Origin of the sequence: Anaerovirgula multivorans (assembly GCF_900188145.1) — a bacterium.
Classification (GTDB): Bacteria; Bacillota; Clostridia; order Peptostreptococcales; family Natronincolaceae; genus Anaerovirgula; species Anaerovirgula multivorans.
On the sequence record NZ_FZOJ01000013.1, the window covers coordinates 60211 to 83072 of the forward strand.

General features: G+C 34.5%; 26 protein-coding genes, 3 riboswitches and 1 other annotated feature. Of the genes, 8 read left to right on the top strand and 18 right to left on the bottom strand.

Annotated features, from left to right (window positions below):
• Positions 1-140: 140 nt before the first annotated feature.
• The 5 genes from CHB72_RS13950 to CHB72_RS13970 are packed head-to-tail and all read right to left on the bottom strand — an operon-like array spanning position 141 to position 2983.
• Complete coding sequence (locus tag CHB72_RS13950) at positions 141-881, bottom strand: LytR/AlgR family response regulator transcription factor (protein ID WP_089283499.1); 741 nt, start codon at positions 879-881, stop codon at positions 141-143.
• Between the two features lie 12 nt (positions 882-893).
• Positions 894-1028 (bottom strand): cyclic lactone autoinducer peptide, encoded by a 135-nt coding sequence (locus CHB72_RS13955; RefSeq protein WP_089283500.1) that lies wholly within the window; start codon positions 1026-1028, stop codon positions 894-896.
• Positions 1025-1654: an accessory gene regulator ArgB-like protein gene (locus tag CHB72_RS13960; RefSeq protein ID WP_089283501.1), complete on the bottom strand. Its 630-nt coding sequence runs from the start codon at positions 1652-1654 to the stop codon at positions 1025-1027. Before CHB72_RS13960 ends, CHB72_RS13955 begins: the two co-directional genes overlap by 4 nt.
• Entirely contained in the window at positions 1647-2498 is an 852-nt protein-coding gene (locus CHB72_RS13965; RefSeq protein WP_089283502.1) for a sensor histidine kinase, read from the bottom strand. The genes CHB72_RS13960 and CHB72_RS13965 overlap by 8 nt, the downstream gene beginning before the upstream one ends.
• Positions 2499-2503: 5 nt before the next feature.
• Positions 2504-2983: a hypothetical protein gene (locus tag CHB72_RS13970; protein ID WP_089283503.1), complete on the bottom strand. Its 480-nt coding sequence runs from the start codon at positions 2981-2983 to the stop codon at positions 2504-2506.
• A gap of 994 nt (positions 2984-3977) precedes the next feature.
• On the opposite strand from CHB72_RS13970, the gene CHB72_RS26610 reads away from it, so the two are divergent.
• The 3 genes from CHB72_RS26610 (at position 3978) to CHB72_RS13980 (ending at position 5828) form a co-directional block, all read left to right on the top strand.
• A complete protein-coding gene (locus tag CHB72_RS26610) occupies positions 3978-4145 on the top strand; it encodes a hypothetical protein (RefSeq protein WP_176431376.1) in 168 nt (55 codons plus the stop codon).
• A gap of 49 nt (positions 4146-4194) precedes the next feature.
• A complete protein-coding gene (gene glsA, locus CHB72_RS13975) occupies positions 4195-5112 on the top strand; it encodes a glutaminase A (protein WP_089283504.1) in 918 nt (305 codons plus the stop codon).
• 219 nt (positions 5113-5331) lie between these two features.
• Positions 5332-5565: a binding site (T-box leader), on the top strand.
• Positions 5566-5627: 62 nt separating this feature from the next.
• Positions 5628-5828 carry a hypothetical protein gene (locus CHB72_RS13980; RefSeq protein ID WP_089283505.1) on the top strand — a complete coding sequence of 67 codons (201 nt, stop codon included), beginning with the start codon at positions 5628-5630 and terminating at the stop codon, positions 5826-5828.
• Between the two features lie 232 nt (positions 5829-6060).
• On the opposite strand, the gene CHB72_RS13985 is transcribed toward CHB72_RS13980, so the two are convergent.
• Positions 6061-7125 (bottom strand): sensor histidine kinase, encoded by a 1065-nt coding sequence (locus tag CHB72_RS13985; protein WP_176431379.1) that lies wholly within the window; start codon positions 7123-7125, stop codon positions 6061-6063.
• 32 nt (positions 7126-7157) lie between these two features.
• Positions 7158-7319 carry a hypothetical protein gene (locus CHB72_RS26615; RefSeq protein WP_176431380.1) on the bottom strand — a complete coding sequence of 54 codons (162 nt, stop codon included), beginning with the start codon at positions 7317-7319 and terminating at the stop codon, positions 7158-7160.
• A gap of 344 nt (positions 7320-7663) precedes the next feature.
• Between CHB72_RS26615 and CHB72_RS13990 the strand changes: the two genes are divergently transcribed.
• Positions 7664-8281, top strand: coding sequence for an accessory gene regulator B family protein (locus CHB72_RS13990; RefSeq protein ID WP_207652566.1), 618 nt, complete (start codon positions 7664-7666; stop codon positions 8279-8281).
• A complete protein-coding gene (locus CHB72_RS26620) occupies positions 8278-8418 on the top strand; it encodes a hypothetical protein (protein ID WP_176431381.1) in 141 nt (46 codons plus the stop codon). The genes CHB72_RS13990 and CHB72_RS26620 overlap by 4 nt, the downstream gene beginning before the upstream one ends.
• 28 nt (positions 8419-8446) lie before the next feature.
• Here CHB72_RS26620 and CHB72_RS13995 read toward each other — a convergent pair whose 3' ends face one another.
• The 5 genes from CHB72_RS13995 to CHB72_RS14015 all read right to left on the bottom strand — a co-directional run bounded on the left by CHB72_RS13995 (position 8447) and on the right by CHB72_RS14015 (position 14719).
• Positions 8447-9781, bottom strand: a complete 1335-nt coding sequence (locus CHB72_RS13995) for a GHKL domain-containing protein (protein ID WP_089283508.1) — start codon at positions 9779-9781, stop codon at positions 8447-8449.
• Position 9782: 1 nt separating this feature from the next.
• Positions 9783-10766, bottom strand: a complete 984-nt coding sequence (locus tag CHB72_RS14000; RefSeq protein ID WP_089283509.1) for a hypothetical protein — start codon at positions 10764-10766, stop codon at positions 9783-9785.
• The gene (locus CHB72_RS14005) at positions 10763-11533 is read right to left on the bottom strand and encodes a LytR/AlgR family response regulator transcription factor (RefSeq protein WP_089283510.1); all 771 of its coding nucleotides are present in this window, start codon (positions 11531-11533) and stop codon (positions 10763-10765) included. The genes CHB72_RS14000 and CHB72_RS14005 overlap by 4 nt, the downstream gene beginning before the upstream one ends.
• A gap of 291 nt (positions 11534-11824) precedes the next feature.
• The gene (locus tag CHB72_RS14010; protein ID WP_089283511.1) at positions 11825-12844 is read right to left on the bottom strand and encodes a hypothetical protein; all 1020 of its coding nucleotides are present in this window, start codon (positions 12842-12844) and stop codon (positions 11825-11827) included.
• 219 nt (positions 12845-13063) lie between these two features.
• Positions 13064-14719, bottom strand: coding sequence for a glutamine--tRNA ligase/YqeY domain fusion protein (locus tag CHB72_RS14015; protein WP_089283512.1), 1656 nt, complete (start codon positions 14717-14719; stop codon positions 13064-13066).
• Between the two features lie 153 nt (positions 14720-14872).
• On the opposite strand from CHB72_RS14015, the gene CHB72_RS25965 reads away from it, so the two are divergent.
• On the top strand, positions 14873-15031 hold the full coding sequence (locus tag CHB72_RS25965) for an FAD-dependent oxidoreductase (protein WP_242975136.1): 159 nt from the start codon (positions 14873-14875) through the stop codon (positions 15029-15031).
• A 213-nt stretch (positions 15032-15244) separates the two neighbouring features.
• On the opposite strand, the gene CHB72_RS14020 is transcribed toward CHB72_RS25965, so the two are convergent.
• From CHB72_RS14020 to thiS, 5 genes are read right to left on the bottom strand one after another with little or no spacing between them, the layout of a single operon-like run.
• Positions 15245-15829 (bottom strand): thiamine phosphate synthase, encoded by a 585-nt coding sequence (locus CHB72_RS14020; RefSeq protein ID WP_089283513.1) that lies wholly within the window; start codon positions 15827-15829, stop codon positions 15245-15247.
• Complete coding sequence (gene thiC / locus CHB72_RS14025) at positions 15830-17143, bottom strand: phosphomethylpyrimidine synthase ThiC (protein ID WP_089283514.1); 1314 nt, start codon at positions 17141-17143, stop codon at positions 15830-15832. It lies immediately after the preceding gene.
• 46 nt (positions 17144-17189) lie between these two features.
• Positions 17190-18290 carry a 2-iminoacetate synthase ThiH gene (gene thiH, locus CHB72_RS14030; RefSeq protein WP_089283515.1) on the bottom strand — a complete coding sequence of 367 codons (1101 nt, stop codon included), beginning with the start codon at positions 18288-18290 and terminating at the stop codon, positions 17190-17192.
• The gene (locus CHB72_RS14035; RefSeq protein ID WP_089283516.1) at positions 18287-19066 is read right to left on the bottom strand and encodes a thiazole synthase; all 780 of its coding nucleotides are present in this window, start codon (positions 19064-19066) and stop codon (positions 18287-18289) included. The genes thiH and CHB72_RS14035 overlap by 4 nt, the downstream gene beginning before the upstream one ends.
• A 48-nt stretch (positions 19067-19114) precedes the next feature.
• Positions 19115-19309, bottom strand: a complete 195-nt coding sequence (thiS, locus tag CHB72_RS14040) for a sulfur carrier protein ThiS (protein WP_089283517.1) — start codon at positions 19307-19309, stop codon at positions 19115-19117.
• 116 nt (positions 19310-19425) lie between these two features.
• A riboswitch (TPP riboswitch) is annotated at positions 19426-19535 on the bottom strand.
• A 271-nt stretch (positions 19536-19806) separates the two neighbouring features.
• A riboswitch (TPP riboswitch) is annotated at positions 19807-19903 on the bottom strand.
• Between the two features lie 194 nt (positions 19904-20097).
• Positions 20098-20188: riboswitch (glycine riboswitch) on the top strand.
• 169 nt (positions 20189-20357) lie between these two features.
• Between thiS and CHB72_RS14045 the strand changes: the two genes are divergently transcribed.
• Together CHB72_RS14045 and CHB72_RS14050 are read left to right on the top strand one after the other, a co-directional pair.
• Positions 20358-20627, top strand: coding sequence for an ACT domain-containing protein (locus tag CHB72_RS14045; protein ID WP_089283518.1), 270 nt, complete (start codon positions 20358-20360; stop codon positions 20625-20627).
• Between the two features lie 21 nt (positions 20628-20648).
• Positions 20649-22007, top strand: coding sequence for a PFL family protein (locus CHB72_RS14050; RefSeq protein WP_089283519.1), 1359 nt, complete (start codon positions 20649-20651; stop codon positions 22005-22007).
• 43 nt (positions 22008-22050) lie between these two features.
• Here CHB72_RS14050 and CHB72_RS14055 read toward each other — a convergent pair whose 3' ends face one another.
• Positions 22051-22854: an RHS repeat domain-containing protein gene (locus CHB72_RS14055; protein WP_089283520.1), complete on the bottom strand. Its 804-nt coding sequence runs from the start codon at positions 22852-22854 to the stop codon at positions 22051-22053.
• Between the last annotated feature and the right edge of the window lie 8 nt (positions 22855-22862).

The window sequence follows — 22862 nt, forward strand, 5'->3', positions numbered from 1 at the left end:
ACTAACCACAAAGAAACCATCTTTCTATTACCAGATTTACCACTAAATTTAATAGAAAAAACCACCAAATACATTTTATTTGGTGGTTTTTAATCTAACTCATTCCTTCTTATTTAAAATCGTCAGTAACATGCTTCTCTTTAAATCGAAATCAGATTATCTTTAAGTGTTTCAAACTTATTTCTACTCATAAAAGCAAGTTTATTTGTTTCTAAGAATCTGATTTCATAATAAGATCTGTTGCCCACTTCTTTAATCTTCCGAATTTTATTCTTGTTAACGATAAAGGATTTATGAACCCTAGCAAAATTGTCACCTAGCTGCTTTTCTAGTTCTGCTAGTGTAATGCCCTGGGTAGTATAAATTGCATCTGCACAATGAAAAGATATATTTTTATTCTGTGCTTCAATGAATATGATTTCTTCTGTAGGAATAAAAAATCTTTCATTTTTGTTTTTTACTACGATTTTATTAGTGTTCTTAGTATTTTTGTTAATACCATTACTTTGTTCTACTTTGTTTACTAGAAAACTAATTACTTCCATCATATGTCCAATATTAATTGGCTTCAAGATGTAATCATAAGGATGGACACTAAAGGACTCTAGAGCGTACTTTGAATAGCCTGTGATAAATACAAATTCTGTCTCAAGACTTACATGCTTTATCACCTTGGCAACCTCTAGCCCACTTAATTTTTCATTTTCATCTAACTCGATATCTAATAACGCAATATCCGGTTGATATTTCTTGGCAAACCGAATCGCCTCATTCCCTTTTTCAGTATCAAACACTTCAGAAACTAGAGGGTTTTCAAGAAGTATCTTTTTAATAAATCTCCTTGTATAGTGCTCATCTTCCAACAATAAAATTTTTCCCATTTTCATCAGCTCTTATTTTTTTAGAGATTTTGGTATGTTAGGCTCATATAAGTAAAATATACTGTTTGTGCTAATTCCTGTTAATGCAATTAAGCTTAAAAGAGATGCCATACTGGTAAGAATATAATTTTTCAAAATTTTATTCATCTAAAAACACCTCCTTTCCATAATTTATTTAATTTATTGTCAAGAGCATACATAACCTTATAACCCCAAGGCGTTATAAGAAATAAACTAGATAATGTCCCTAACAATAAACTAAAAGAATCATTTAAAAGTTTAATCTTAATAAAATATAAACTAGTTATACTTAATACAGTTAATGTAAGAGCAGTTTTCTTTTTTTGTTGGATTTTTTGTTTAAATTCAGTTATTTTCTTCTTCTCTGTCCCAGCAGGAACCCATTTGCAAATAATAATTATACCTAAAATTATGCTTATAGCTAGAAATGTAACTAATATACTAGTGCTTAACTGTTTAGTGGCTACTTTGCCAAGAACCAAAAACATCATCACTCCCACGGCAAAGCATCGATTATAAGTACTTAAATGAACGCCTCCACCAAAATAACGAATGATAACAAAGCTTAGTACACAGCCTATGGTTGTTCTAAAAATACCGAATATGCAAGAAAATAACACCAGTGCAAGCGATTTAACCAAAGCTCCTAGAATAATCTCCAATGCATAAATAAAGATTTCAACTTGATCCTTATCTGCCTGAATTTCTCTTCCTAATGCATTACCTATACTTTTGGAGATATCTTTAATCATTTTCTAGCACCTCTTCTATAGGAAAATATATGATAAAAACCGTTCTTTTTTCAGATCCTATCTTGACTGTGCCATTATATTGATCTACTAATTTCTTGACAAGAAATAATCCATATCCTCTGGCCATGGATCCCTTGGTGGTATAACCAGATTTAAATAATAGCCTTTGTTCTTTAGAAGATATTTTAGGACCATTGTTATAGACATATATTGCAAGTTTGTTATCCTCCAGTTTCATCTCTAATCCAACTTTTTTGTTGCCGTTATTTTCAATTACCGCTTCAAAAGCATTATCCAATAGGTTTCCTAAAATACTGGATAAATCCCATGGCGCGATTTTTATTTTACTTACATTGCATTTTATTGCAAAATCAAAATCAATAGATTTGCTCTCTGCTACTTTCCTCTTACCATTTAATAGTGCTGTAAGAACAGGATTTCCAACATAAATAATTTCATTTGCATAACGATACTTTTCAGAAACACCTCCAATATATTCTTTTGCACTACCTACCTCGTCTAAATAGAGCATAGCTTGGATGGTCTGAATATGTCTTGTATGTTCATGCTTTTGTACTTGCAAAGTGGTCATTAATTCACCGATTTGATTCAAATAAGACTTCAACAAATTTGCCTCTACTTTTTTTCGCATGTTATCTCCTATTTGCCTAATAGAAATCAATACAAAAGCAGTTAAAACTAATATTAACAAATTAACATAAGGTAAAAATTTCTTAAAATAGTTTAGATCATCAGAAGCATAAATAACTTGGTTTAAAATGACAATAGAAACTGATTGAGCCAGAATGGTTAATATGATGAAAACATCTTTGTTTTTAAACAAAATAATCAACCCTCTATATATTTTTTTAAATCTAGCAGATAAATTTTTTTCTTTTTCATCAGTATAATTGCTCCTGATACGATGGTTGCACTAGGTAAAAAAAGAAATATATTCAGCCATGGATAGAAATTCAAGTCCGTCATTGACCTTCTGAGCAGTACTAGTAAAAAAGGAACCGTAACACTCTGTGACACTCCCATGATTAACAATCCAGCAAAAACACAGATAACCGAATGTACTAAAGCTTTTCTCATAATAAAATTAACTAATATTACAATTAAAACTGCAGTAGCTATTGTATGTAGACCATATACATTCAAATATATCCTGATTGAATATGAGAACACTGCCACAATTAATGATATTAATAAATTATCTTTTATGCTTATATCTTCTTTAAAAAGATTTAGTCCTACCTTTATTATTAAAAAAGTTTCAGGTAAGCTTATAAATAGTGCTATATACCAGGGGATATGATTTAACATAGTAAGCACTCCTTAGAGGATTCTAGAGTTTAAGTTGGTTTCAAATTGCTATTTTCTATTAGTCCATTCATTTTTATCTTTAGAAACCTTTATATTATCATAACATATAGTTTTCGAAAAATTTGTTCTATTGTGTCAATACTATCCTTCAATATAACTTTAGTAAATTTGTACTACTTCATTTCTCTTATACACCATTGATTAATGGAATTAAAATTTTCAAAAATAAAATCAAAATTTTTGAACATATTCATGAATAATATGATATATTATTAAATGAGTGCAATATTCAATAGAATATTGCCTGAGACAATAATGTGCACTAGGGAGGAAGCAGGTGTGGCAGCACCTGCTTCTTCTAGCGCGTGGCCTTGATTAGAGTAGCTATGGCTGTAATTAGAGCTGCTAATACTGTGATATATTCTATTATGTAATCGGCGATGGGTTTTGTTTTTCGAGACAATAATGAGCACCCCCTTTCATACCAGAATTACAAATTCACATACACTACATATACATTGCTAATAAAAAAGACCAAGAAAACAGATTTCTGCATCTCTTGGTCTTTTAATTAGTAAGTTGAAGGCCGTATCTATCTATATATATATTGCTACTTTATTATCAAAAACTATTTCCTCTTTATCCTTACTGAATTTTTCTATTCCTATTAAATTTAAAATATAGCTTTTTTATAAGACTCTCCTCATTGAATTTATATTTTTTCTTCTTGTTATATTTATATATAAATAATATCACTAATATTATTTTATTTCTAGCGTTTTTCGCAACTAGATATGTATAGGCTGTCAACATGCCAATATGGAGAGTAACTGCTCTGCGCTTTATAGGTTAAATAGATATACTATAATCTTTATATTAATCAATCATAGGCGTTAACTTAACCCATGTTATTCCAAGGTAAAAATTACATTTGCAAAAAAGCATAAAAAATGGGAATCTCAAAGTGACTACCAATCACAAAGGAGAGATTCCCATGAAGATATCTTCATCACTTATTATACCTTTTATTCGCTTTTTTAGTAATGCTAAAATTATGGAAATCGCTATTAATACAGGTTTTCTTAAACGAAAAAGAAAAACAACTCTAGAAATATTACAGGGATATTGTTTGCCCAAAATAAATTACCAAAATATAGCTTAAGTTAACGCCTATGATTTGAAAATTGAAATGGAAGGATGATGGAATCATTATGAAAGATTTATTAGGAGCAGTTATTGAGAAAAATAGATACTGGACACAATATGGAAATGTTGCTACATATATACCTGAACTCTCTAAAGGAAATCCTGATGTGCTGGGTATTTCTGTTTGTGATATGATGGGAAATGAGTACTTTGCTGGTGATTACGATATAAAGTTCACCATGCAAAGCATCTCAAAGATTGTTTCTTTTATGTGTGCACTTATAGATAATACCTCAGAAAAGCTATTTAGAAAGATTAGTGTATCACCTACGGCAGAGGGTTTCAATTCCATTGTGAATCTTGAAACCAAGAACGCACATAAACCCTTGAATCCTATGATTAATTCTGGTGCTATTGCTACTGTTTCTATGGTAAAAGGTATTACTTCTGAGGATAAGTTCAATAGAATCTATAATTTTATGAAAGAAATTACAAACAACCCAGATATAAAGGTTAATGATGATGTTTATCATTCTGAAAAGAGTACAGGGGACAGGAATAGAGCACTTACCTATTATATGAAAAGCACTAGGATTATTGACGATGATGTGGAAGAAATATTAGACGCGTATTTTAAACTTTGTTCCATTGAGGTAACTTGCAAGGATATAGCTTATATGGGGGCCATGCTTACTAACGATGGAATGCTACCATGTAGTGGAAAAAGAGTACTTACTAAAGAAATTGCTAAGACAGTAAAGGCAGTTATGGCTACTTGTGGAATGTATGACGCTTCAGGTGAATTCGCAATAAATGTTGGTTTGCCTGCAAAAAGTGGTGTTAGTGGAGGCATTGTTGCTGTGTCGCCCAAAAAGATGGGCATAGGGGTTATAGGCCCTGCATTAGATCAAAGAGGTAATAGTATTGGTGGTGTCAAGGTCTTGGAAGATTTGTCGAATAGACTTGACTTGAATATTTTCTAAATCTGCAAATACATATAAATAATTCTAATTAGGAGTTATGCGCATATAATAGCTATAAATTTTTTTAAGTGTCAGTTTAAAACAGGGTACTTAATCAATTCAACAAATAATTAAATTTATTATGGAATTTTTAGAAAATTCTGTTGACATTAAATATGATCCTTGTTATAATACATATTAATCAATATTTTAATTGAATATTAAAAAAATTAAACTTTAGTTAAAGCGAAGACGGAGAAGGGTATTTTATGGCTACAGTTGTAGAGAGTCGGTATTAGCTGAAAACCGATACTGTAAATAAAGTATAGATCACTCCCGAGTAGTATCTATGAAATGCTTAGTAGTAGATACCGACTAGCCTCGATAACGGCTTAGGTTTGTTAGAACCGAAAGAAGTGGCATCAATTCTGATGCAAACAAGGTGGTACCGCGGATTACAATCTCGTCCTTGAAAAGTATATTCTTTCATAGGCGAGTTTTTTTTATCTTTTATTAGAAATTAGGAGGTGAGACAGATGCTATCTAAAAAAATGAAAACTGCTGAAAAAAATAAAGGTTCAATGAATACAGCCTTGAACGCTAATAAAAAACCAACTGTTGTTAAGGCCACCCCCGAAAAAACTACTTCCCTCAATCCAGATTATCAATTATACAATGATGATTGCAACTTAAATTATTGGGGAGCAGGTTTTATGAGTAAAGACCTTATGTTTTAATGAACTTATTTTAAATTGTTTTTATATTTATATTGTACCTCTCCATATCTGGGGAATTGAATTGGAGAGGTGCATCTACTATTTTGCCATAATTTTTTTTGTGCAAATGACTGTTTCAAATTTACTATACAAAAAAAGAGAAGCAGCAAGCTTCTCCGTAAATACAGCGAACTTCTATTCTATTTTCCTTTCCTTATAAAGAACTTATTAAATTTTCCTTATAAAGAACTTATTAAATAATAGGTATGATAACTGTGAATGTAGTACCTTCATCTTCCCTGCTTATAAAGTCAATGCTTCCCTTATGTATATCTATAAAGTCCTTTACAATAGCCAAACCCAATCCCGTTCCTGAAACCTTTCCAACATTAGAAGCACGATAGAAGCTTTTAAATAGGTTTTTTTGTTCCACTTCTGGTATCCCTATTCCCTTATCTATAATTTTGAAAACAATATTTTTATTATCAAATTCAAGCTTCAATCTCACTTCCTCATTATCCTTAGAATACTTTGTTGCATTACTTAAGAGATTCGTTAAAATAGTAGTTAATAAAAATTCATCAACATTAGCAACAAAAGATTCCTTTCTACTAAGAAAAAGAACATTTTGTGATTGAGATATACTTTCTACGATTCCTTCAACCACAGATTTAGTTAGTCTTACAACATCGATAGGCTGCGGGTTGAACCCTACCCTATCTGCTTCTACCTTTTCCACTAGTAATATATCTCGTAAAAGTTTATTAATTTGTATAGTAGCTTTTTTTATACGTTTCGTATGTTTTAAATTTTCGGGAGTGTTCCAAGCTTCATTATACTTCTCCAGTAGTTGAATGGTAGATACAATAATATTTAGAGGTGTTCTCAGTTCATGAGACACCATAGAAATCAAGTTGTTTTTTATATTCTTTTCTGAATTTTTCAACTTTTTTGGAGCTATATCTATTATACTCTCCATAATCAATATCTTATTAGATAGATTGATTTTTGTAATTCTATGTTCCTTCCACATACCCTCTTCCTTCTTTACCTGAAGGGATTTTCTATAAAAACAATTATTTTTATGACAGCAGGGTTCCTGGTATCCCAACGCCTCCCAACAACATCTATCTTCTAAATTAAGGATTTGTTTTTTTGCATACGTGTTAGCAAATAGAATCTTATTTGAATCAGGATCTATAAGAATCACAAATTCCTCCATGGCATTCAAAAAAGCAATAACACCTTCATTACTGTTATTTATTATATCTTTATATATCTCCGTACTATGATTGTGTTTATCTCTTGTTAATATCAAATACATTCCCCCCCTGTCTCATAATCAGTTTATTACTCTGGATCAGGTAAGATTACATTAGGAATTCGATTCTTAGATTCATTTAACTTCTTTTTTTCATATTTTTTTTCAGAAATATCTTTGTGCATCTCTTTTCTCATTAATAATTTATCGCTAAACTTTCTCTTTTCTTCTATCTTAATTTTTTTGTTCATATATAGACACCCCTTGATTTTAAGAATCTTTCTATTAAGGCAAAGAAAAGGTATCCCCGCATAATCTTATAATTTAACAGAGCTTCACTATAGCCTTTACGATTATTTTTTTACTTCGTTACACTTATTATAATCTAAATACCCTTTCCTAAATCATAGTGCATCGTTAATCTGCAAAATACATCGACGAACAGTAAATATAATAAATACACCGACAAATATTCACTTTCCCCTAATAATACTTTATTGAATAGTATTTTTCTTTTATCATAATTTTATAGATGTTGTAGAATTATGATAAAATATAGCAAGTTTTGAAATAAATTGTCGAAAGGTTGATGAAGATGAAAATGGCATTTCCTGAAAGAGCAGCTGGACATTTAACCTATTCCTTTATAAAGGAAGCTTTGCCTGACAAGAACCAAAAGGAATTGGAAAGAATTGAGTATGGATTGGCATCATTCTTTATTACATTTCCAAAACTCCTTGGCTTGATTGCTTTGGCTGTCTTTATAAACCAGTTTATAGATAATTTTTTTCTCTATTATCTGGCAACTCACGTGAGCTATAGTCTGGTGCGGTCCTATGCCTGGGGATTACATTGCAGGACAGATTTGTTCTGTTTTATCAATGGTCTTTTGTTGCTATTTGGTATTGCCTCTATAGGGCTTTTTTATCCCCTCCCCCCCTATCTTCTACTGCTGCTCTGGGGTGTGAGCTTTAGGCTTCTGTATCTATATGCTCCCGCTGATACAGAGGCTCGCCCCCTAAGAAGTCAAAGACTGCGAAAAAAGCTGAGAAGGAAGCTATTGGTGGTTGTGTCTCTTTTGTTTATCATGACCTTAGTAAACATCCACAATGCTTACAGCACATTGATTACATTAGGGGTTTTTGGGGAGAGTTTATATACTACCCCCTTTATGTACAAACTATTTAAATTAAAAGGAGGGACAATTCAATGAAAAAAAATCAAATCCTTACTTTACTAGCTAGCATGCTAAGCAGCCTTGCATTTTTCTTCACTATTCAATCAGGCTGTGTACCATGGCTATCCAGAGAAGCCAAAATGCCAGAATCCATGCTGGAAGCCGAGGAATAGACAAAATGAAGATGAAAAAGGAGGTGCCCTAAAGGGCTGCCTCCTTTTTTGCTTCAAAGTCTCTATAGCTTTTAATATCTTTGCATTCCATAATTAACTCCTGAATAAAGATATCCTCATCAATAACCGTATTGTGAATCATGAAGGGATATTTTTTTATCTTCTCTGTCACCAGCCTTAAGCCATGACCGCTGTCAAACCGCTGGTTATCTCCCTCATCTGTATCCTTAAAGGTATTTTTTATAATAAAATTGATATACTCCTCCCTATAATCAATAGTAATCCATAGCATAGGCATATCCCCAAAGACAGCATGTCTTATGGCGTTGTCCAGAAAATTTCCCAGTATAAAATTCAAGTCCATTAAAAAATCGTAATCCTCCTGCAGCTTAATTTCCTCTCCTATGACATTGATATTAACATGGATCCCCTGAGTCTCTGCCTCATTGATTTTTTCCACAAACATCCCCAGCAGGCTGTGATTCTTTAGCCTGACCAAAACCGATAAGGAGTCATTGGTTAAATGCTTGGTAGTCTTCACCACCGACTCATAGTATTCCACCAGTGCATCCCAGTCCTTCTCCTCTGCATAGATGAAGCCTGAAAAACCCGTCAGATAGTTCTTCCACCCATGCTTCAGCTCCCGATAGCCATTTAGCAGATTTTCTATCACCAGCAAATACTCCTGTTGGTTTTTGAAGAGGATTTTTTGGTAGTAAAAATCATTTTCTAAAAAGGTATAATTAAAGGAAATGGTAATATAGGCCACTACCAAAACAATATGTATCATAGAAATAAACACCTTCATCTGACCTACATGATAGAGAAAAGTATATAGGTTGATAAACAGCATGGAAAATACCGTGACCATATATAGAAGCATGTTTTTACTTCTGATTTGTATTTCTTTTCCATAGGTTTTATATAATAATATGTATTTCATTATATATAACAATAATGTAATTGTGACAAAGGATAATAGCTTTAAAGCAAAAAATAACCTTGTATCATTTTGTATCTCCATCATTGTTACACCTAACGTAGCCATTAGGCTAAACACCCCAACAACATCTCCTAACAAAGTTATTACAGCAAAAATGAATACCAAGAAAACATTCTTCAGAAAAGAAACGTTTAATAAAAATCTATTAATTATACCATAAACTACAAACACAATAGCTGCCTTTAGATAATATAAATATTGCATTTGGTTATGAATAGTTGTTGAAAAGATAAAAAATAAAAGGTAGAGCTTTATATATTTGTTCCTGGGTATCTTTATAAATAATCTTAAAACATTTATATATATCAAGGCATCCACTGCAATAGCTATAACACTTCGAAGCTTATCAATATCTATCATCTTACTCTCCCCGCCAATCTTCTTTTGGTTTTCTCTTCATCTCTTCATTTTCTGACACAGATAATCTAGTACCATTTTTCAGGGTAATTTCTCTCTGCTTCTTATCAATAGTCTCTATTAAAGCGTCATTGGATAAGTGGCTGGTAGCCTTTACCACTGATTCATAATATTTCACCATACCATCCCAGTCCTTCTCCTCGGTATAGAGGAAGCCGGAGAACCCAGTGAGATAGTTCCTCCACCCGTGCTTCAGCTCTCGATGACCATTTAGTAATTTTTCTATCATCATCAAGTACTCCTGTTGATTTTTATAGAGGGTCTTCTGATAGTAGAATTCATTCTCTAAAAAGGTGAAATTAAGAGAAATCACAATATAAATAAGGATTAAAATGATATGGGCAATGGAAACAGCTATCCTCATCTCCCCTACATGATAGAGAAAAGTATACAGATTGACAAACAGCATGGAAAATAAGGTGGCAATATACAGGATCATTTTTTTCCCCTTAATCTGTATTTCTTTCCCATAGGTTTTGTACAGCAGTATATATTTTATAATATACATCAACAATATGCTAGTAAAAAGAACGATCAGATTTGCAGTAAAAAATAGCTTTATATCATTTTGCATTTCTATTACTGTTGCGCCTAAACCAAGCTGTATGATGGATATAGCAACAAGATTTCCTACTAATGTTATAGCACCGTAAATAAATAATACAAAAGCATTTTTATTCAGCCGAATATTTAATAAAAGTCTATTAATTATACCAAGGACTGTAAACAGAAGAGCTGACTTCAGATAGTATAAGTATTGCATCTCATCATGAATCGTTACTATAATGGTTGCAGAGATAAACGTTAGAAGGTAGAGCTTAATCATTTTATCTCTAGGTATCTTGATAAACAGTCTTAATACATTGATATATACCAAGGCATCTATGGCAATCGCCATGGCACTGCAAAGCTTATCAATATCTATCACCGCACCATCCCCACCAATCTTCTTTCGATTTCCTCTTGAACTTCTTTGTTCCTCGACAAAAACAATCTAGCACCATTCCTCAAAATGATTTCTCCCTGCTTTTTATCAATCATCTCTATTTGATAAGGATTTACTATAATGGATTTGTAGCACTGAAGAAAAGTATTGGGGTATAGATTGTCAAGGTATTCTAGCATATCGCTTAATCTTCTTCTATGGATAATTTTCTCCCCCTGGAGGGTATATACTATTAAGTATCCCTCCTTATGATAGGTTTCCATATGAGTTATAGCCTCTATTTTTTTATAATGGACTCTACCATAGGCCTCTAGCTTGATATACTGTCCTTTTTCAGGATATTTTTTGGAGTCACTTAATTCCTTTATCTTTTTTAACAGTCTATTTATATGCCAATCAAAGGTTTGTCTATCTAATGGTTTTGTAAGGTAGGCAAAGGGCTCTATATTTCTGTTAAGACTTTCTACTGCCCATTCTGCATAGGCTGTTATGAATATGATTTTAGTATTGACATTGATATTTTTAATTTTCTCCGCCAATGCCACCCCATTGATCTCTTTATTAAGATTGATATCCAGCAAACAAATTTTGATGTCTTCATCATTTGCTAAACAATCTAGTACCTCCTGTGGCTGGGAGGTGGCTGCCAAAAGTCGGATGTTCATATTATCAATATAACTGCCAAGCCAGTCACAAATGGTTTTTCTAGTTTTAGGATTATCTTCACATACAATAAAGTCTATCTTCATATCTTATCCCTCATTTTCTTTGCTTTATTAATTTACGAGTTTTATAGTTCTGCTGTATAACCATTGGATTCTAGGGTTTTGATAGATAATAGTTTCCCTCCATTAATTATTTTTTTGTAATCTCACTTATCTGTACAGATGCTCTTATTTTCTCTGCTTTATATTTCTTTAACATATATTTATTATACAATATGTATCAACAATCCTGCTATTTTCTAAAAAAAATAAGGACCCTTTGGATCCTCAATATCACAACTCTATTTTCTAATGCTAAAAATGTCTCAAAAATTCTTATCTAAAGGGTTTATACTGGTTTATGGGTGCTACTCGAGCAATATATACCTTATCTATCATAACATTACCATACTTCTTCCCGCTGGGAGAAGGAATGTTAAAATATTCTTGATGATAATCAATGCCCTTTGTAGATCCTTGACTAGACCAGTATTTTAGACCAATGATCTTGTCTCCTTCTTTTATCCATTCTAAAAATACCGCCGTATGACCAGTATTATTTTCCCTGCTAATATCTATAAAATCCCCCGCCCTTGCATCCTCAAGTCTGGCTATTTTTTTGCCTACTCCATACTTTTCAACAGCAACAGCAATATTGCTTTGGGACTTGGGTCCCAATGAAGCATACCAATGTAATACAAAGTCAAATAGCTCATCCCAAGTCATTCCGTTAAAATCGTCAGAAGCTATACCAAAGTGTTTATTTCTAGCCTGCATTGCTTTATAAAAAACTTCAAAGGTTATTCCTGAACAATGACTGGCTCTATTACCGCTAGGATGTGCCTTAAGTAGTACTTGATTTTGGTAATACAGGGTTGTGGTGACACCATTATAGTTATCATAATCGTCGTTCAGCAAATAAGGGTATCTCCCATTACCAATTTTATAAGTCTTTATGATTTCTAAAACATAAGGATTTAAATGCTGACTTAAGCTGTTATCCGTTTGCTTTGTTGGACCCTCAATAGGCTTTTCTATAATCTCTTTCTCTGGTTTATGCTGCCCTTCCTGAGAACTTCCCTCATCTATTGTAGCTCCGTTTTCTTCATTTTCTAATGATGATTTGTTTTCATTCCCTTCTATTACCTTAACGTCTTCTTCTCCCATAAGTTTTTCTGGTAAAAAAAGGCTTTCTTGTATATAGGTGATATCACTTGTTGGTGATAAATATATATCTGATTCTATTGCTAAATATGTAGGCGTTGCATCCAAAACTGCATAGGCGGAATAAATAATACTCACTTGAATCAATAAAGCCAACAAACCTAAAGCTATTTTCATCTTGTACTTTCCCATATGCTGCCCCCTTATCTTTAGTAGAAATATCTAATAATTTCTTATATTTGCCGTTGGCAATATTATACTAAAGATTCAAAATACTGGATATAAGAAAAATGTGGAAAACATAAGACTACCCGTCACAGGTTCTCCTGTTTAGGGTAGTCTTATCTTGTATAGAATCAATAGGATATAGATATATTGTCAAAATTCAAGTCTAAACGCGCATACCTATAATTATTTTCCAATTTTGAAAGAGCTTTTTAAGGATACAATTCTATTAAAAACCAATTGATCCTTCATTGTATATTTTGTATCGACATTAAAGTATCCATGTCTAAAAAATTGAAATTTATCCTGTGGCTTTGCCTCCTTCATATTAGGCTCAACATAGCCTTTAAGAACCTCTAGGGAGTTTGGGTTGATTTGCTCTAGGAAGTGTTCACCCTCACTGTCCTCATCTAAAATTAGAGGCTCATATAATCTGAATTCTGCTGGTATTGCATTTTTTGCATCTACCCAATGGAGGGTTCCCTTTACCTTTCTTCCTGTAAAACCTGTCCCACTCTTGGTCTCAGGGTCATAGGTGCAATGAAGTTCTACTACATTATCATTTTCATCCTTGATGACCTCGTTACATGTAATAAAATAAGCATGTTTTAGACGTACTTCATTTCCAGGGAATAATCTAAAGTATTTCTTAGGAGGATTCTCCATGAAGTCCTCCTCTTCAATGTATATTTCTCTAGAGAAGGAAATTTGTCTTGTTCCCATCGCTTCATCATCTGGATTGTTTTCTGCCTCCAGCATTTCTAGTTGATCTTCCGGGTAGTTGGTAATTACTACTTTTAAGGGCTTCAAAATAGCCATGGTTCTAGGAGCCTTTGCATTTAAATCTTCTCTAATAAAATGCTCCAGCATTTGAGCATCTACAACACTATAGCTCTTAGCAACACCAATTTCTCTACAGAAATTTCTTATAGCTTCTGGAGTACACCCTTTTCTTCTTAATCCAGCAATAGTAGGCATACGGGGATCATCCCATCCATCTACTACATTTTCATCCACCAGCTGTTTTAGCTTTCTCTTGCTCATAACAGTATTGGTTAGATTTAATCTAGCGAACTCAATTTGTTTAGGCTGGCTTTCTGTTTCACATTCTTGGATTATCCAATCATATAATGGCCGATGGTCTTCAAATTCCAAGGTGCAGATGGAATGGGTAACACCTTCAATAGCGTCCTCTAGGGGATGGGCATAATCATACATAGGATAAATACACCACTTGTCCCCAGTATTATGATGACTTGCATGAACAATACGATAAAGCACTGGATCTCTCATATTTAGATTAGGAGAAGCCATATCAATTTTGGCTCTTAAAACCTTTTCTCCATCTTTGTGTTTGCCCGCTCTCATTTCTTCAAATAGCTGCAAGTTTTCTTCTACAGGTCTATTTCTATAGGGACTTTCTTTGCCAGGCCTTGTTAAAGTCCCTCTATATTCTCTTATTTCTTCAGCAGATAGGTCACACACATAAGCTTTTCCTTTTTTTATTAGATGCACCGCCCAATTGTACATTTCTTCAAAGTAATCAGAGGCAAAATACAGTTCGTCCCAATCAAAACCTAACCATTTTACATCTTCTTTTATAGATTCCACATATTCCGTATCTTCCTTTGTTGGGTTTGTATCATCAAATCGAAGGTTAGTTTTTCCCTTAAATTCATCCGCTAATTCAAAGTTTAATACGATAGACTTAGCATGTCCTATATGTAAGTAACCATTAGGCTCAGGTGGGAACCGGGTGATGATTTCTTTATGTTTTCCTGATTCTAGGTCTTGAATAACAATATTTTTAATAAAATTTGAACTGCTAGGCTTCGTTTCCATTTTATTCTCCTCTCTTTTCTACATTTGTTATGTAGTATCTCTATATTGAAATAAATATATCATAAAATTTGTTTTTTTTCTATGGATTGCTGGGAAATTTCTTAAGTACAATACTTCAGTTCTTCGTAATTGATAGAACAGGGTGAGCCAAATATGGAAAATTTAATGCGTTTTGATGGACAGGCTCAATTCCACCCTAGAAAATACTTGCTTTCTCTTGCTGAAAAAATACCTGGAGATGGTTGTGCTATTTTTGAAAACACAAAGGTTGTTGATATAAAAGAGGGGGACTCTCCAAAGGAGACATCATAGAGGGGCCTGCCTTAAAGCCTTTAAAAAAACTGCAATAAATGAACAAGGTAATGGGAACCGCATGATGCAGTTCCCATTACCTTATTTTTATTATGGAACAAAAACCGTAAAGTTCACAAATTTATTAAAAAGAAGAACCTAAATCCTGATGTTCAAAGTACTTTGAAGACTGGTGTAAGCTAGATAAGAAGTGCTTTAGGACTTTTCAGTATCCTATATATTTTTGAGCCTTCTAGTTAAGCCATAAGGATCATCTGCCATCATAATAGAGGACATCACAGCGATGCCGTTGGCTCCAGCTTTTAGCACCTCTACAGCCTTCTCTGGTGTGATCCCTCCCAGTGCAATCACTGGAATTTCAACTTGTTCCTTTATATCCTTGATAAAAGGAATCCCCCTACCTGCCAGGCCTTCTTTACACTGGGTGTCGAACACATGACCTGCCAGTAAGTAGGTGGCTCCTTGCTTTTCTGCTAATACTGCTTCCTCAAGACTATGAATGGAGACCCCTAGCATTCCATCGAAGACTGGTTTTCTATCTATAAATTCCCGAAAGCCTGTATGGTATCCATCTGCTTGAACTTTTCTTGCTGCTTGCAAATTACCATTTATCATAAGTAATGTTTCAGTACCTTCTGTAAGTTTTTTAATTTCTATTGCTAAGGGTAGTAATTCCTCATAGGATAAATCCTTTTCTCTAAGGATGATTCCATCTACCCCACCCCTAACGGCAGCCTCTATCACTTTGATTAGGTTTTTGTCTTTAGCCATTCTTCTGTTGGTTATGAGATAAAGCATTTATTCATCCTCTCTCAAAATATTAATATTCTTTCCCTCCATAATTTTGTTCATGTTTCTCATGGAACACATTTTACCGCACATCGTACAGCTATCCTCATGCTCGGGCATAGATTCTTTTCTATATCTTCTTGCTTTCTCAGGATCAATAGCTAATTGAAACATTTTTTCCCAGTTTAGCTGTTGTCTTGCTTTGCTCATTTCATTATCCCAATCCCTAGCACCTTTAACATTTTTAGCAATATCTCCTGCATGGGCTGCAATTTTCGAAGCAATAATTCCTTCCTTCATATCCTCCAGGTTAGGAAGTCTAAGATGCTCTGCTGGAGTAACATAACAAAGAAAATCAGCTCCATGACTAGCTGCGATAGCACCACCGATGGCACTGGTAATATGATCATAGCCTGGTGCCACATCCGTAACAATTGGTCCTAACACATAGAAAGGTGCTCCATGGCAGAGTTTTTTCTCAATTAACATATTGGCGGCTATTTCGTTAATAGCCATGTGTCCTGGCCCTTCAATCATTACTTGTACATTTCTATCCCATGCCTTTAGGGTTAATTCCCCAAGAATCATTAATTCTTTAATTTGGCTGGCATCTGTAGCATCATGGATGCTTCCAGGTCTACAAGCATCTCCAAGACTTAAGGTCAAATCATATTTCTCACAAATGTCTAAAAGCTTATCATAATGTTCATAAAAAGGGTTTTCCTTATCATTTAGTTCCATCCATGCGTATAATAAGGATCCTCCTCTTGAAACAATGTTGGTCAGTCTTTTGTTTCTCTTAAAGACTTCTGCCGTCTCTTGATTGATACCCGCATGGATGGTAACAAAATCTACTCCATCCCTGGCATGCTTCTCTACTACTTCTAAGAACTCTTCCGAAGTAATATCCTTTAATTCTTTATCATAGAAACCAACAGCATCATATATAGGTACAGTTCCTATCATGGCTGGTGACACGTCTATCAATCTTCTTCGGAATTCTTTGGTTTTTCCAAAGGAGCTTAGATCCATGATGGCCTCCACCTTCATATCAAGAGCAGTTCTTACCTTTTCCATCTCAACATCGATATTGGGACAATCCTTAGATATCCCTAAATTTACATTAATCTTGGTTCTAAGCCCCTCACCGATTCCCTCCGGGTCTAAAGATCCATGATTTTTATTGGCAGGTATAGCAACTTTACCTTCTGCTACAAGCTTCCTTAAGGTTTCTACATCTGTCTTTTCCTTGCTTGCTACAATTTCCATTTCTCTTGTTATTATTCCTTTTCTAGCTGCATCCATTTGGGTTGTATAATTCATGACTTCCAGCTCCTTCTCATTATTTTATTTAGCTTCTTTTATGCCTTTACAGGTGCATCCAATTTTTCAATATAGGCTGATAGCCTTTGGCTAAAATAGCTTTTTTTATCTCACCTACACTTCTTGTGTCACTTATTTCAAATTGACTATTTCCGTTGGAGTGGGTATGACCTCCCACCTCAGTAGAAACTCCTGCCGACATTTTTACAACTCCAAGGGGAATCAAGTGATCCCTAAATTCCTTCTTTTCTCTAGTGGAGATAGTAATGCCTATGTAAGGAAGGAAATTTTTCAAGGCGAGCATTGCCTGTACTAAGTCTCTATCCTCCACAAAAACAACATTCTGAAAACTCCCTATATGTGGACGTATACGGGGCAGGGATATACTAACCTCCACATCCCCATACTTGTTTTGAAGATAATTTCCATGTAATGCTGTTATAAAAGCCTCTTTTCTCCAATTATTCAAACCCAGCAAAGCACCGATATTGACATTTCGCATTTTAGCTCTGCAAGCCCTTTCTGGTGCATCTAGTCTAAATCTATAATTCCTTTTAGGCCCTGCTTCGTGAACACAATCATAGACTTCTTCATCATATACCTCTTGGTAAATTGTAAGTCCATCTACCCCTACCTCCATTAGCTGGCTGTATTCCTCTTCAGATAAGGGATAGATTTCTATAGATATAGAATCAAAGTATCTTTTTAGCACCTTGACAGCCTCTATTATATAGGCTACTGGCGTTCTCCCTCTATCCTCCCCCGTTAAGATAAGGATATGTCTTAATCCAGTGGCAGCAATGGCTTTGGCTTCTTCTTCAATTTCCTGTAAATTTAATTTCGATCTCTTAATGCCGCTATCGCTATTGAAGCTGCAATAGCTGCAACGATTTACACAATAATTGGATAGGTACATAGGGGTATACAGCAGTATTGCCTTGCCGAAATGTCTTAGAGAAGCTTGATGTGCTCTTTGTGCCATTTTCTCCAAACAACTGGCGGCAGTGGGAGACAATAATGCTAAAAATTCAACTTCTGTAATCTTCTGTTTTTGCAGAATATCCATTATATCGGCTCTTGTAACCTTTTGAAAAAAATTGTCGAAGTCAAAATCCTTATATCGAAGGTACTCATTATAAAATGTCATTTTTCTTCACCTTCATATAAGAATCCTGTGAGAGGCGAGGAGGCTTCTGCTAATTTCTTTTCTAATCCCACTTTAGCAAGATAAGCAAGTCTACCAGCCTTTACTGCTAAGGAAAAAGCCTGTGCCATTTTGATAGAATCTTGTGCAGTAGCAATGGCAGTGTTCACTAAAACTGCCTCTGCTCCCATCTCCATTGCCTCTGCCGCTTCAGAAGGCTTCCCGATCCCTGCATCTACAATAATAGGCACATTGATTTCTTCTATTAGAATTTGTATTAGTTCCTTTGTCTTGATTCCCCTGTTGCTTCCGATAGGAGCTCCTAAGGGCATTACAGCTACTGCCCCTACTTCTGCCAATATTTTTGCCACCATTAAATCAGGACTCATATAGGGCAGTACAATGAAACCTTCCTTTACTAAAGCCTCTGTTGCTTTTATGGTTTCGTAGTTGTCTGGCAGCAAATATTTATTATCAGAGATCACTTCGATTTTTACCCAATTTCCGCATCCCATAGCCCTGGCTAATCTAGCTATTCTAATAGCTTCTTCAGCATTTCTTGCACCAGATGTATTGGGAAGGAGAATACAGTTTTCAGGAATATGCTGAAGAATATTTTCTTCCCTTCCATTTAGATCTACTCTTCTCAATGCCATGGTTACTACCTGTGCATCAGCGGCTTTTATGGCCTCTGTCATTGTTTTGTTGCTGGAAAATTTCCCTGTTCCAATCAACAGTCTACTCTTTAAGACAACCCCTCCAATTGTTAAACAATCCATTTTATCCTCTCCTAATTAAGATTCTTTTTTCTAAAAAATATTCATAACCTAGCCCCCTGCCATAAAGCTTACAATTTCTACTTTATCGCCTTCATTTAAAACGAAACTACTATACTGTTTTTTGGGAACAATTTTATGATTAATTTCAATGACAACTATTTTTTCATTTAACTCCAGCTTCATCAATAGTTCCTTAATCGTAATCCCGGTTTCAAAGCTTCCCTCTTTACCATTAATTATCATTATTTTTCACCTCCCTCTACTAAAGATAATTTGTTATGTAGTTTCTTTAGAAATAAATGAATGCCTACTATACTTTTCTGGACATTTAAAAATGCAAATCCATAGAGAATTTGCATTGAAAATGAATACAATGATCCCTACGTTGGCATTACCCAAATCAGGTTATGAGGGTCAGAGATCCCATCTCTTTCTCAGCCTATCCCCATAGGCTCCCCTTATGATAATGAAGTTTTCATAATCGTATTATTTTGATTATATCTAAGCTTTTAAAAAACAGAATAGAAGACCTGAAAAATTGCTTTCTATATTTAGCGAAAAATAAAGTTATTAAAAACAGAAGAAATATAACTTTCTCAATTTCCTATGTAATAAAACTCGTTTTCCTTATATCTTACGAAACCATAATTTCATGAATTCCCATGTGACAAAAAAAGCTTACCTAAATTAGGTAAGCTTTTATGACTATGTTTAATAATTTAAAGATAATTAAACTTTATCATCTTATGATTCAGCTTTCCTACGGTAGTACTAACTACGTCAGGTTCAAGGGTTAGGATATCTCCTTCTCAGCCTAAGGCGCCCCTAGCTAAACTATTCTATTTATTTCATTATAAATCACTACCATTTTCTTGTAAAGCATATTAAAGCCTTCACGCTTTAATTTTTTTTGTAATTTTCTTAAACTCTTCTTGATTTTTTAGAATTAATTGTGTTACAATGAATATTAAATTTTAAAAATTATATAAAATCGAATGAAGATAGCGGAATACATATGGTAAACCGTTATTGGACGAGCCTCTGGAGAGACTCAAAAGAGCACCGAAGGGGAAAGCCTGTTTTTCAGGTGAAACTCTCAGGTAAAAGGACAGGGGATTTTCTATGTACTTATAATGCTATAACCTTTAGCTGTCATTTGTATGGTTAACAGAGTAGCGTTTTCTTGCATTGTAAAATCTTGATTTCCAGAGACTAGATTTCTAATTTAGTCTCTTTTCCTTTTTTGAATGTCCCAGGTATATATTATTCTTACAAAAGGAGAGATGAAGAAATGAAGGCATTTATTAGTGTAATAGGTGATGACAAAATTGGCATCATTCATGGGGTGACTACAGTACTAAAAAAGAACAAGGTAAATGTTTTGGACATCAATCAAACGTTGCTACAGGATTACTTTGCCATGGTGATGCTGGTAGATCTTAAGGAGATGACAATAGATTTTAAACAATTAAAAGAAGAGCTTGTTGTTGCTGGTAAAGAAATAGGCGTTTCCATAAAAATTCAACATGAAGACCTATTTAATACAATGCATAGTATCTAATACAGTTGGGAGATGAGGACAATGATTAACTTTCAAAATATCATGGAAACTATAAAGATGATTGAAAAGGAAAAGCTGGATATAAGAACCATTACTATGGGAATTTCCCTTCTAGACTGCTGTGATTCCTCTGGAAAAAATGCTAGGAAAAAAATCTATGATAAAATCACGAGACTAGCAGAAAACCTAGTAAAGGTTGGGGAAGAAATCGAAACGGAGTATGGTATTCCCATTATTAACAAAAGAATTTCTGTTACCCCTATAGCCCTTGTGGCCCAAGCCAGTGAAGACAAAAGCTATGTAGAGTTTGCTAAAACCTTAGATGAGGCTGCAGCCACTGTTGGCATCAATTTTATTGGCGGCTTTTCTGCTCTTGTTCAGAAGGGTTACTCTAAGGGAGATAGAATCCTTATAGAATCCATTCCTGAAGCCTTGACTGTAACAGAAAAGGTCTGCTCCTCCATCAATGTTGGTTGCACAAAAACTGGGATCAATATGGATGCTGTTAGAGATATGGGAAGGATTATCAAACAAACCGCTTATCTTACAAGAGAAAGAGATAGTATAGGCTGTGCTAAACTGGTGGTCTTTGCCAATGCAGTTGAAGATAACCCCTTTATGGCAGGTGCCTTCCATGGAGTAGGTGAAGCCGAATCCATTATCAATGTAGGCATTAGTGGTCCTGGGGTAGTAAAGTGTGCTTTGGAAAATGTTAAAGGAGAAAGCTTTGATGTGATGGCGGAAACCATTAAGAAAACCGCCTTTAAGATAACAAGGGCTGGTCAGTTAGTGGCTCATGAAGCCTCCTCTAGACTTGGAATACCCTTTGGTATTGTAGATTTATCGCTTGCCCCTACTCCTGCTATCGGTGACAGTGTTGGAAGAATTTTAGAGGAAATGGGTCTAGAAAGCTGTGGTTGTCACGGTACAACTGCCGCCTTAGCGCTATTAAATGATGCCGTGAAAAAAGGAGGCATCATGGCCTCTTCCCATGTAGGAGGTTTAAGCGGTGCCTTTATTCCCGTCAGCGAGGATGAAGGAATGATCGATGCAGTACAAAAGGGCTCCTTAAGCTTAGATAAATTAGAAGCCATGACCTGTGTTTGCTCTGTAGGGCTAGATATGGTAGCTATACCGGGGGATACTCCTGAATCTACGATCGCTGCCATCATTGCAGATGAAGCAGCTATTGGTGTGATCAACAATAAAACTACTGGTGTAAGGATTATTCCTGTTTATGGTAAGATCTTAGGGGATTCCGCTGAATTTGGTGGATTACTGGGAATGGCTCCTCTCATGGCGGTTAGTAAATTTTCAAGTGCTGATTTTATCAGCCGAGGTGGAAGAATTCCTGCACCTGTCCATAGCTTCAAAAACTAATGAATGGACTACAAGCCTTTTAAAAGGTTGTAGTCCTTCTTTCCTAATTTATATGCCAAGGCTTCTTCCGGACATTTTTAGCAATGTCTATTGTTGTTAATTTTGGGACTTGCTGTTGTTCTATTATAAATTTAACCGCATAAATCTTAATGAACATTTTATCCTCTGTCATTATTGTTACTGTAGTTATTCCAGGAAGGGTTTTTGCGGGTGTTATTACCGCCGTAGCCTTTCCTTCATCGTAAACAGATGCTGTGACTGTTGGTACTTGTGTTGTTCCAAAAGGCAGTTCCATATTATAAATTTCTATTTTCGGATCAAATCTATCTATTGTGATATCATCAACTTTCAAATCACTTAATCTTATATCATGGCTAAGTTCATTTACTACGAAAAAGCTAACTGTGTATATTTTTGTTGTTATACTATCTTCTGCAGTAACTGTTATGGTAGTTATACCAGGTAATCTTTCTGCAGGTGTTATTATCGCTGTAGCTCTTCCTGTACTATAAACAGATGCAGTTACTGTTGGGGTCTCTGTTGCTCCAAAAGGTAGTTGGACTGTATAATCTAAAATATTAGCATCAAACTCTTCCAGTAGCTCGTCGTCAATTCTAATTTCTTTTAGGTCAGCATTATCATCTCCATTAAAAGATGTTCTAGCTATTTGAGCAATATTGCCTGCCGCATCATAAGAATAGTTCATAACTTGCCCATTGTTGTGAATCACGGATATTAACCTATTTAAACTATCATAGGTGTAGGTTGCAGCAAAAACACTATAACAAGATAATATTAAAATGAGTATTGTTAATATAAAAGTCTTAATAGTTCTGTTAAATTTCATTTTTTCAC